Annotated in this window: 9 protein-coding genes; all 9 read right to left on the minus strand. The window is 45.3% G+C overall.

From position 1 onward, the window contains the following. Nucleotides 1–60 precede the first annotated feature (60 nt). Nucleotides 61–1,458, minus strand: coding sequence for a glycine--tRNA ligase (locus H9Q76_RS07900; RefSeq protein ID WP_021985074.1), 1,398 nt, complete (start codon nt 1,456–1,458; stop codon nt 61–63). Between the two features lie 169 nt (nt 1,459–1,627). Next, a complete protein-coding gene (recO, locus tag H9Q76_RS07905) occupies nt 1,628–2,365 on the minus strand; it encodes a DNA repair protein RecO (RefSeq protein WP_196019704.1) in 738 nt (245 codons plus the stop codon). Nucleotides 2,366–2,379: 14 nt separating this feature from the next. Next, on the minus strand, nt 2,380–3,897 hold the full coding sequence (locus H9Q76_RS07910) for an extracellular solute-binding protein (protein WP_330594624.1): 1,518 nt from the start codon (nt 3,895–3,897) through the stop codon (nt 2,380–2,382). Continuing rightward, nucleotides 3,887–4,699 (minus strand): ABC transporter permease, encoded by an 813-nt coding sequence (locus tag H9Q76_RS07915; RefSeq protein WP_118544905.1) that lies wholly within the window; start codon nt 4,697–4,699, stop codon nt 3,887–3,889. The genes H9Q76_RS07910 and H9Q76_RS07915 overlap by 11 nt, the downstream gene beginning before the upstream one ends. Further along, the gene (locus H9Q76_RS07920; protein WP_021985078.1) at nt 4,699–5,496 is read right to left on the minus strand and encodes an ABC transporter permease; all 798 of its coding nucleotides are present in this window, start codon (nt 5,494–5,496) and stop codon (nt 4,699–4,701) included. The genes H9Q76_RS07915 and H9Q76_RS07920 overlap by 1 nt, the downstream gene beginning before the upstream one ends. Nucleotides 5,497–5,513: 17 nt before the next feature. Beyond that, a complete protein-coding gene (locus H9Q76_RS07925) occupies nt 5,514–6,962 on the minus strand; it encodes an ABC transporter ATP-binding protein (RefSeq protein ID WP_117781032.1) in 1,449 nt (482 codons plus the stop codon). A 168-nt stretch (nt 6,963–7,130) separates the two neighbouring features. Beyond that, nucleotides 7,131–8,618: a DUF1846 domain-containing protein gene (locus H9Q76_RS07930; protein ID WP_021985080.1), complete on the minus strand. Its 1,488-nt coding sequence runs from the start codon at nt 8,616–8,618 to the stop codon at nt 7,131–7,133. A 1-nt stretch (nt 8,619) separates the two neighbouring features. Next, the gene (gene era, locus H9Q76_RS07935; protein WP_118544904.1) at nt 8,620–9,528 is read right to left on the minus strand and encodes a GTPase Era; all 909 of its coding nucleotides are present in this window, start codon (nt 9,526–9,528) and stop codon (nt 8,620–8,622) included. A 23-nt stretch (nt 9,529–9,551) separates the two neighbouring features. Continuing rightward, nucleotides 9,552–12,479, minus strand: coding sequence for an insulinase family protein (locus H9Q76_RS07940; RefSeq protein WP_249320901.1), 2,928 nt, complete (start codon nt 12,477–12,479; stop codon nt 9,552–9,554). Nucleotides 12,480–12,482 lie beyond the last annotated feature (3 nt).

Consider the following 12,482-nt stretch of genomic DNA (forward strand, 5'->3'; position numbering starts at 1 on the left):
TAAAGTAATCTGATTAAAAGAAAAGGGATGCCGACAAGCATCCCTGTCTCTTATCTTCTTTTAGTATTCAAATTTCTTCTCGAAGTAAGCCTTCAGATCTTCGATCTTCACACGCTCCTGCTCCATCGTATCACGATCACGGACAGTTACAGCGCCGTCTGTCTCAGACTCAAAATCATAAGTCACACAGAACGGAGTACCAATCTCATCCTGTCTTCTGTAACGCTTACCGATGTTTCCTCTGTCATCGAACTCACAGTTATATGTCTTTGCAAGCTCTGCATAGATCTTCTCTGCACCTTCGTTCAGCTTCTTAGAAAGCGGAAGCACACCGATCTTAACCGGTGCTAATGCCGGATGGAAATGAAGTACGGTTCTCATATCCGGCTTCTCCTCGGTTCCGATATTCTCCTCGTCATAAGCGGCACAGAGGAATGCAAGTGTCACACGGTCTGCACCTAATGATGGCTCAACAACATATGGAATATACTTTTCCTTCTTCTCATCATCGAAATATTCCATTGGCTCACCGGATGTATTCTGATGCTGTTTCAGATCGTAATCGGTACGGTCTGCAATTCCCCACAGCTCGCCCCAGCCAAATGGGAACAGGAACTCAATATCCGTTGTACCCTTGCTGTAGAAGCAAAGCTCCTCCGGAGAATGGTCACGTGCACGCATCTCATCATCCTTGATGCCAAGATCCTTCAGCCAGTTAATACAGAATTCTCTCCAGTAACGGAACCATTCCATATCTGTACCAGGCTCGCAGAAGAACTCCAGCTCCATCTGCTCAAACTCTCTTGTACGGAATGTGAAGTTACCCGGTGTGATCTCGTTACGGAAGGACTTTCCGATCTGACCGATACCAAAAGGAATCTTCTTACGGGATGTACGCTGTACATTCTTGAAGTTTACAAAGATACCCTGTGCGGTCTCCGGTCTTAAGTAAACTGTATTCTTTGCATCCTCGGTTACACCCTGGAATGTCTTGAACATCAGGTTAAACTGACGGATACCGGTAAAGTTATGCTTGCCGCAGCTTGGACAGCAGATATGCTTCTCTTCCACATACTGTTCCATCTGCTCATTTGTCCAGCCGTCAATGGAACCCTCGATCTCGATTCCGTTGTCAGTCATATAATCTTCAATCAATTTATCTGCACGAAAACGCTCGTGACACTCTTTACAGTCCATCAGAGGATCTGCAAATCCACCCAGGTGACCGGATGCCACCCATGTCTGTGGATTCATAAGAATGGCACAATCCACACCTACGTTGTAAGGATTCTCCTGAATGAACTTCTTCCACCATGCCTTCTTCACATTGTTTTTGAGCTCAACTCCAAGGTTTCCGTAATCCCATGTATTGGCAAGTCCGCCATAGATTTCAGAACCCGGATATACAAATCCTCTGTTCTTTGCAAGTGCTACGATTTTGTCTAAAGTCTTTTCCATATTTTGTAAACCTTCCTTCCTCTCGCACCGGAGTGTGCGGATTCTTATTATTTTTCGGTGTGACTTTCTTCACCATATGAAACATACAACATTTTACAGGCTAATGGTTCAGATTGCAACCATATTTTTGAAATTCATCATACACCATGCATTTTTATGCGTCGGGCTTTTACAGGGATGATAGTATTTCCAGTGATTTGAATTCGCGGTCAACATACGCTTCCCGAAAACGGTCTGCCACGTACTTTAATTCTGCCATCGCCTCTTCACTTAACTGAAACGCATACAGCTTCGTAAGATCTGCCGACTGGATATATTGCAGAGTATAAATAAGGGTCTCGGATACCGTCCGTGTAAGCTTCAGCTCTTTTCCGCATGCCTCACACAGAAGCCCGCCTGCCTTCGCATTGAAATATTTCAGTTCCTTCTTATTGCAGCGTACGCATGTATATGCATGAATCCCCTGTCCTTCGATATCCATCAGCCGTACTTCGAACGCATAGCGGATCAGCTGATTGTCCACGGTTCCCTGTTCAAGTGCCTTGAGTGTCACATAGAGCAGATTGAGCTCATTCACACAATAGCAGCCCTCTCTCGTATAATATGACATAAATTCACACACATACGATGCATAGCACAACTTCTCCATATCCAAAGGAAGTCCGGAAAAATATTCCCGGACCTCCGCTTTGACTAACGTATAGGAATCTCTTCCCGGAAATACGGTAAAAGTACCCATCACGAAGCTCTGGCTCGCCGCCCGGAGCTGGCTTACCGCCTTTCTGGCACCATTTGCAAACACTGTGATCTTTCCGCGTTCCTTGGTCAGTATGACCAACCGTTTATCGTACTCCTTCACAAGTGTTGCATATAAAATTATACCCGTTACCTGTATTTCCTCACGCATTTTTTGTTATCTCTCTATTTCTTTTCCCGGTAATGACTCATCCGGATACGTATGGTAATATAAATCACAAGTACGATGGCCACACCAACGAAAATCCATATCTGTACCGGCACATCCTCAATATTATAACACCGGACATTGATCCACATCTGATTGATTTCCTTATTCGCCGTATCATCAAAATACTGCATGACTGCACTCCGTTGCAGTACCTCCTGCGTCGGATACTGTGCAAACAACTGTCTGCGCGTCTGTTCTTCCGGCACAGTCATAATATAATCTTCATTGGAATCATCCCCACAGAAGAAGAAACCAACCGGATACTCTGTTGTATCCTCTTCATCATCCTCTGCCTCATAATTCCATTTCAGATAATCATAGACTGTATCATCGTCACCGCCACTGATCACCGATGTATAACCAATGTAATACATGTTACGCACCGCATTATCCGGACGAGACACAAAGTTTACAAATGCCTCAGCGGCCTGCTGTTTTTCCGCATCCTGTCCGATTCCGCTTTGCAGCATAACCCAGCCGTCAAACCACAAGTTCGTCGACTCCTCCGGCACCGCAAAATCCAGATAGAAATCATCCTCTTCTGCCTGATCCATCGCATAGACAGCATCTCCGGACCACTGGTAGTTTGCAACGACCTTTCCGCTGATCATGTCTGCTTTACCGCTGTCGGTCTCAAACGAATAAACATTGCCCTGCATATCCTGCAGGATGTCCTCCACATTCTCAATCGTATCGGAATCCACATCATTCATGATCTGCATCAATCGTTCCTGATAATCCGGTGCATTGCGGAGCGATTCATCCATTAGTTCGTCTTTTCTGTAAGAACCAAGTGCCGCAAAATAAGAATCCCGGACATTATCCTTGATTGTAACCTGGCGCTTAAACTTGTCATTTAGAAACACATCCCAGGTAGATGCTTCCTCTTCTGTCATCTTCTCCGGATTGTAGAGAACACCGGTGACGCCCCACATATAGCCTGCCGCATATTTACTCCACGACTCACCGCCGATCTCATTTTCATCAAACGTATCCTTAATATAATCGGATACCCCGCGCACATAGTAATTATCCGGATTGTCCGTATCATAAAAATCTTCTGAAAACGGCACCAGCTTCTTCTCTGCCATCAGCTTCATGATCATATAATCAGACGGACAGACAAGGTCATACACATCGCCGAGTGTCAGCTGGTTATACAGATCCTCGTTCGTACCGAAGCACGAATACTCAACCTCCACGCGCTTGCCGTACGTCTCGTAATACCACTCGGTGAAATCATCGACCATCGAATTCTCACCGAAGATCTCCGCACCATTTTCAAGCTCCATGCGTTCTTCTTCGTCCCAGGCACCAAGATCGATATATTCCTCCCAGTTGCAGACACGCAGCTTGATCACGTCGTCATTTCCCTGTGCGTGTGTGATCTTTGTTCCCGGCACCATCGCCAGAAATGTCATCATAGTTGCCGCCGCAACGGCTGTCACACGTTTTAACATCTTATTTCTCATTGCGGACACCTCCTTTTTCAGAGGTTGTCTTTCTGCCAGCCACATTCATGACAACCACTGCCAGAATAACGATCAGGAAGATCACTGTCGAAAGAGCCCAGAGTGCAGTTTTAATCTCTGTCTGTGAACCCTTGGTTGCATTGACAACATACGTACTGATCGTGTTAAACGTTGCCGGTTTTGTATAGCTTGCGATGAAATAATCATCAAGCGAAAGTGTGATTGCCAGCGCAAATCCGGATACGATACCCGGCATGATCTGCGGGATCACAACCTTACGGAGTGCCATCGACGGAGACGCACCAAGATCCATTGCCGCCTCATACAGACTTGCATCCATCTGCTTTAATTTCGGAACCACAGACAGATACACAAATGGAGCAGATAACACTACATGACCGATCAGCAGCGGCACATAGCTTTCCTTATTCATGCCAAATGCAACGATCAGCAGCACGCAGATGGAAAAACCGGTTACAACATCTGCATTGACAACCGGAATCTGGTTGGCTGTGTTAATAAAGTTCTTCGCAAGTTTCTTCGAATAAAACGCACCAATCGCACCCATCGTTCCAAGGATTGTAGCAAGCAGAGATGAAACAAGTGCCAGAAGAACCGTCCCGACGATCATATCCCGAAGCTCGCCCTTTGTGAACAGTGTCACATAATTCTGCATAGAAAATCCGTGGATCGAACCGATATTCCCGGAATCCGTAAAGCTGTATACCGCCAGAATCAGAATCGGTGCATAGATAACGAGCAGCATAAGAATCAAAAATAGTTTTCCAATCGTCTTTCTCATCAGATCAGTGCACCTCCTCTTCCCTCGTCCTCATCCGAGTATTTGTTCGTAAAGAGGGTGAAGATCAATATGATCAAAAGCAGGATCAGTGCGATCATGGATCCATTGTGCCAGTCGTAGGATGCAAAATAGCTTCCGATCAGACTACCCATAATATACGTGCTGTTATAAAGCATATCCAGCACAACATAGTTTGTCATAGATGGCAGAAATACCATCGTGATTCCGCTGATAATGCCAGGCACGGAAAGTGGCAGTGTCACCTTCAGAAATGTCTGTACCGGATTCGCGCCAAGGTCACCTGCCGCCTCTATCAGACTCGTGTCTAACTTCATCAGCGTCGTGTACATCGGCAGAATCATGAATGGAAGAAAATCATACGTCATACCGATGACAGAATTTAAAAACGGATGCAGGGCAAGATTTCCCTCTAACACCGTAAGTATCTCTTTTAATGCAGTGATACGCAATGTGAAATTGATCCACATCGGCATCACAAATGCAACTAAGATCACACTCTTATGCCGCATATTGCTGCGCGCTAAGATATACGCAATCGGATATGCAAGCAGTACACAGACGCAGGTCGTCACAACCGCCAGCGCAAAGCTGTACGCAAGTGTACCGATCGTATTCGGGCTCGTAAAAAATGCCGCCAGATTCTGCACGGTAAACTGACCTTGTCCGTTTGTAAACGCATAATATAAAAGAACAAACAATGGGGCTACTACAAACAGCAATAGAAAAAGTGCATAAGGTATACCCAGTCCGCTCTTTGCAAAACGTGAAGAACGCATACAATATCACTCCTTTTCTATTTCTTGATGGAAAACTGGATATGCTCCTCCGGAATAACCAGACTTACATAGTCATCCATATTCCACAGGTATTCATCGTTAACGATGAAATCTTCATCCATATCCGTACGGACCACGTAGCTGTAATGATCACCCTTGTAGATCAGGTTGATGATATGTCCGCAGACGATACCCTCTTCCTCATTATCGCTCATAGAAATATGCCGTGGCTTGATTGCAAGCACGACCTTCAGTTTCTCATAATCAATCACGTCACCATGTGCATCTAAAAGCTCATGCGCGTCGTTAAACTTAGAACCCGGTATGATCTTCGTCAGATCACACTGGATCTTTCCATCAAAGATTGTAAGCTCATAATTCTTGTCTACATCACTCTCGATCTTATTCAGTGTGTGTTCCGGAATCATGATGTGAATACCATCCGGTTCCACATTCAGTCCAACCTGGCTTCCAACCGCTGCGGTTTTTGTCGACTGGATCACGATCTCATTCTTGCCGGATTCCACTGTGATCTCATAGTGGACACCCTTGAATACAACTGATGTAACCGTTCCTGTGATTGCACCATTCTCAGGCGTTGTGATCTCCACATCTTCCGGACGCACAACGACTTCCACCAGCCGTCCATGCTCGACATCATCCACACAGGCAAATTCCGCCCCGCAGAAACGCACCTTGAGCTTGTCTGTCATGATGCCAGTAAAAATATTACTCTCGCCGATAAAGTCTGCAACGAATGCATTTTTCGGCTCATTATATATATCCTCAGGAGTTCCGATCTGCTGCATACGTCCTTCGGACATGACAACGATCTTGTCCGACATCGTAAGTGCCTCCTCCTGGTCATGTGTTACATAGATAAAGGTAATTCCAAGTCTTTCATGCATACTTTTCAGTTCAAGCTGCATCTCCTTGCGCATCTTTAAGTCGAGCGCACCGAGCGGCTCATCGAGAAGCAGGATCTGCGGCTCATTGACCAGTGCACGCGCGATTGCGATTCGCTGCTGCTGTCCACCGGACAAGGTTGCTACCTTCCGCGTCTCAAACCCTTCTAAGTCTACCATCTCCAGAACTTTCTTTACCTTCCGCTTAATCTCGTCCTTCGACAGCTTCTTAAGCTTTAATCCAAAGGCAATATTGTCAAAAATGTTTAAATGTGGAAACAATGCATACCGTTGAAATACTGTGTTGATCGGGCGTTTGTTTGGTGGTAGATTTCCAATCTCTTTACCATCTAGCAGTATTTCTCCCTCTGTAGGAATTTCAAAGCCCGCAATCATGCGGAGTGTTGTGGTTTTACCACAGCCCGAAGGCCCTAAAAACGTTACGAATTCGCCCCTTTTTACCGTAAGGTTAAAATCCTCTACAGCGACAAACCCATCCTCAAATGTTTTTGTGATGTGCTTTAGCTCAATAATGTTTGTTGAACTAGTGTTGTTTTCCAATAAACTCTCATCCTCCTTGTGTTCCTGACATCCTTATCCATGGCATTGGCGGATGCAGGCCAGATTTTTCTTTCGTATTCTCTACGAAAATGCATAAAAATATGCCTGTTTTTTCTTACAAAAACAAGCATATTTTATCAGATTCATATTCTATTTACAATCAATTTTTTAACGTCTGTGATATTTTCTGTCTTCCTCTTCATACTTCGGGGAGCACGTAAGCTGGACACCTATTTTCTTCAGAAGCTGCTCATCCACCGATGAAAGCAATACCGTCGAATGTGCCTGACAATTCTTCAATTTTGAGAGCTGCTCAATTGCAAGCTTTGCTTTTTCATCCTGTGCCGCCGTCGTGGAAAGCGCAATCAGAATCTCATCGGTATGCAATCTTGGATTGTGGCTTCCAAGATATTGGATTTTGAGTCGCTGGATCGGCTCGATGGCTTCCTTGGATACTAACTGTACTTCATGCGGAATTCCGGCAAGTACTTTAAGCGCATTCAAGATCGCAGCTGCCGATGCACCGAGCAGATCTCCGGTTTTTCCGGTTACGATCGTGCCGTCTGCAAGCTCGATTGCCATCGCCGGATGCCCGGTCTCCTCTTCCCTTGCCAATGCTTTCTTTGCCACCAGGCGGTCCTCCATAGAGACACCCGCCTGCCGCAGTAAAAGCTCTAACTTATTCTTGTCATCCTTCGACTGTCCGTAACGCTTTCTGTCACACAGGCACCGATAATACCGGCGGATGATCTCCTGTGCCGATGCATCGCGGCATACCTGATCGTCAATGATACAATTTCCAGCCATATTGACACCCATATCCGTTGGAGACTTATATGGGCTGCTTCCGGCAATCAGTTCAAACATTGTCGCAACAACCGGGAATATCTCGATATCGCGGTTGTAATTAACGGTTGTCTCACCATATGCTTCCAGATGAAACGGATCGATCATATTGACATCGTTTAAGTCCGCTGTTGCTGCCTCATAAGCAAGATTGACCGGATGCTTGAGTGGCAGATTCCAGATCGGGAATGTCTCAAACTTTGCATACCCGGCCTTCACGCCACGCTTATATTCATGGTAAAGCTGAGACAGGCAGGTCGCCATCTTTCCACTACCCGGTCCCGGTGCCGTGATGACAACAAGCGGGCGCTCTGTCTCGATATATTCATTCTTTCCATACCCCTCATCACTCACGATATGGGCAATATCACTTGGGTATCCAACAATCTTATAGTGACGGTAAGACTTGATTCCAAGCTCTGCAAGCTTCTTGCGGAAAAGCTCTGCCGATGCCTGCCCGGCATACTTTGTCAGACACACACTGCCAACATACAGTCCTACTGCCTGGAATTCGTCGATCAGGCGCAGCACATCCATATCATATGTAATTCCATAATCATCACGTACCTTGTTATTCTCGATATCCTCTGCACTGATCACGATCACGATTTCAGCCTGGTCTTTTAACTGTAATAACATCTGCAGCTTCGAATCCGGCTGAAATCCCGGAAGCACACGTGACGCATGATAGTCATCAAACAGCTTGCCGCCAAACTCCAGATATAATTTATTATCAAACTGTGCGATCCGGTCACGTATATGCTGTGACTGCATCTCTAAGTACTTTTGGTTGTCAAAACCGATCTTCATCTTAATTTTCCTCCCGATAACCGTAATTACGAAGTAAGGTATCGCTGTCTCTCCAGTCCTTTTTTACCTTTACCCATAGCTTTAAATTTACTTTCATATCCAGCAGATTTTCCATACTGATCCGTGCTTTCGTACCAATCTTTTTTAGCATTGCACCCTGCTTTCCGATAATAATCCCCTTGTGGGAATCCCGCTCACAGATGATCGTTGCCTCAATATCCATGCAGCTGCCATCCGGACGTTCCTTCATCCGGTCAATTACAACGGCGATGCCATGCGGAATCTCCTTGTCCAACTGCCTGAGTGCCTGTTCACGGATCATCTCCGCTACAATCTGGCGTTCCGGCTGATCGGTAATCGTATCCTCATCGTAAAACTGTGGTCCAAACGGAAGCAGCCGTTTTAACGTCTTAATAAGCTCCGCCTGATTGTGTCCGCGCAGTGCAGAAACAGGAACAATCGCATCAAAATCATGTACCTCTTTGTATGTGTTTATAGCATCTGCAACTGCCTGTTTATCCACAGTATCCGTCTTATTGATAACAAGCACCACCGGCGTATTTACCTTACTTAGCACATCAATGATATGACGCTCGCCCGCGCCGATAAATGTCGTCGGCTCCACGATCCACATGACGATATCCACCTCATTCAATGTGGAGTACGCAACATTCATCATATACTCGCCAAGCTTATTTTTCGCCTTGTTGATACCCGGTGTATCCAGGAACACAATCTGTCCTTCGTCATCCGTATATACTGTCTGGATCCGGTTCCTCGTCGTCTGCGCTTTGCTGCTTGTAATCGCAATCTTCTGTCCAATCAGATGATTCATCAATGTGGACTTTCCCACATTCGGACGTCCGATGATTGCAACAAAACCGGATTTGTATGTCGATAAGTTATCCATATGTTTCTCCCTGTATGTTCTACCTAAAATACGCTCTTTACTTCTGTAAATGCATCCTTCGCATCTTCGATCCGCGCTTCATCACCGATTGCACAGATTACACCTCCATCGACAGCCGCTTCCACATATCCGGCAAGTCCACGGATTACCTCCGGTGTCGCACCAAGCACTTCATCTCTTGTCCGCTGCAGGTCTGCATCGTCAATTCCCATCAGATAACAGATCAGACTGAAATTGCCATCTGCGGATGGTGTAAGCGGTGCATCCATCCTGCTGATCGCACCGATAATATATTTCGTCATATCACGTTCATCTGCTTCAAAGCTTCTCACATACTCCGGTGCCTTCTTATAAATCTCATATGTCTCCAGCAGATTTGGATCACGGTAGGATGTAAAATATGCGTTACCGCTTCGATTGAAGCTGCACATACAGCCATAAGCACCACCCTTCACACGCACATTGATCCACAGATAATCGTATGAGAAGATACACTGCAATACATTCAAAGCGCCGGTATACTCATATCCACGTTCACAGAAATTACCGGCCGTCGCTACATACTGTACCTGACTTGCCGTCTTAAAGCCCTCGTTCTTTTTTACTACCGGAATTTCCTTCACATTCTCAAACGCCAGTCTTGTCGAAAGCTTGCAGGAAAATCCCGTCAGACTCTCAGTCAGCGTATCCTCCGGCTTCTTATCGGAAGTAAAGTTCACGAGCAGGGAATCTCTGCGCAGAAGCTGACCGAGCGTCTCCTGAAGATCAGCAGCCAGTCCCTCATAGCGTTCTTCAAAATGATCATCCAGATCTGACAGATACATATAATAATCTACACCCTCTGTCAGTTCTTTCACAACACCTATTTTAGAAATATATGCCGTTGCGCGTCCCGCCGCTGTTGTATGTCCGTTCGCAAGCAGATCGTCTTTCATTGCCGCACGCGTCTCTGCAATAATCTCCTTCAATCGCTTCTTATCCGAAAGCTTCGAGGTGAACAAAATCTCCTCAATCAATTCCATTGCCTTATCGAGCTGTGCATCCAACATCTTTGCACTGACGACAAAATGTGTAACATAACCGCCATATTCTTTCTTATTGGTGACCGTTGTACTGAATCCAATGCCACCAGTATACAGATTGATCTCGTTCGATAACTCACTGTAACTGAAATGCTCTGTATCCACATACTTAAAAATCTCCGTCAAAAGTGCAATTACCGGAAACTTATCATAGTCGATATCATCCATACAGAAGTTCAGGCTGAGATACGTGATTCCGTTTGTAAAAATATCATGGCTTAGTACCTTGACATGTTCAATCTCCAGAATACGGTTATTTATTTTCTTGGCATGCTTCTCGATATCATCGATCGCAAGCATCGGAATCTTCTTCAAGTCTTCCTCCGCATCACCGGAGCTCTGGTACTCCTTCAGATGCATCATGTTCGCACGGATCTCCTCGATATCCGCTGCAGAAAGTGTCTCCTTATATGCCGCAAGCCGTGCCTTCTCACGCTCTACAATCTCATTATTAAGCCCCTTCTTTGGCATCAGCAGACAATATGACTTGTGCGTATTCTGTAAAATATACTGCTTGATCAGAGCTTCAAAATATCCGGTCTCCACATCCTGCTTCAACGCATCATACACATCGTTCAGGCTGAACAGATCAAGCGCTGCCGCATCATCATAAAGCCATGTAGAAAATGCATTTAATCCGAGCATCAATCCCTTCGGGAATCGTCCAAAGTTTCCTTCCTTATGCTTAAATTCAAAATAATTGATTGCCGCAAGCAGCGATTTCTTATCCATACCCTGCTCCACAATGGAAGCAAGCGTATCCTCAAGCACCTGTATAAATCGTTCTAAATCTTCTGCATTCGCATTCTTTGCAATGATTGAGAAGTTCGGCTGTTTGATACCGTCATCAAAGGATGACAGAATATCCTTGCCAAGCCCGGCATCAATCAATGCCTTTTTGAGCGGTGCGCCTGGTGCCGATAACAAGGCATATTCAAGAATCGAAAATGCAGTACATAACTTTTTATCCGCACTTGTTCCAACAACTGTGTTGTATGTCAGATAAGTGTTGTCCTGCTCGGATTCATTCTCTGCGATGGAATAATATTCCCGTACCTCTACCGGCTTCTCAAACGCTGGCTCATCGGTCAATGCCGAATCAATCTCCGCATAATCAAAATTCTGTAAATATTCCTCATCAATAAATGTAAGCTCCTCTGCGGCATCCATATCTCCATACAGATAGATATAACTGTTGCTCGGATGATAATACCGCTTATGAAACGCAATAAAATCCTCCTGTGTCAGATTCGGGATTGCCTCCGGATCTCCGCCGGATTCAAAGCCATATGCAGTATGTGGAAGCAGCGACTTCTCAATAATTCGGTAAAGCTGCTGTTCCGGAGAAGAATACACGCCCTTCATCTCGTTAAATACAACACCGTTATACGTGAGCTCCCCGGTCTCCTCATCGATCTCATAATGCCAGCCCTCCTGCATCATGATCTCTTTCTTCTCATACATATCCGGATAAAAAACGGCATCCATATAAACATGCATCAGATTATGAAAATCCTTCTCGTTCAGACTTGCAAGCGGATATACTGTCTTGTCCGAATAAGTCATTGCATTTAAGAATGTATTCAGACTGCCCTTGCAAAGCTCCACAAACGGATCCTTGACCGGGAATTTTCTGGAACCGCAAAGAACCGAATGTTCTGTAATATGCGGCACACCGGTATCGTCGGCTGGCGGTGTCCGAAACCCAATCGTAAATACTTTGTTCGTATCATCATTCTCAATCACAGCCACCCGTGCCTTTGTCTTATTATGGGACAAGATATACCCGTATCCGTTGACTTCCTTCAATTCCTTCTTTTCCACTACCGTATATGCGGTCAGATTCTCTAATTTACTCAAACGATTCATCCT

The sequence above is a fragment of the Wujia chipingensis genome, assembly GCF_014337155.1.
In the GTDB taxonomy this organism is placed as follows: domain Bacteria; phylum Bacillota; class Clostridia; order Lachnospirales; family Lachnospiraceae; genus Coprococcus_C; species Coprococcus_C hominis.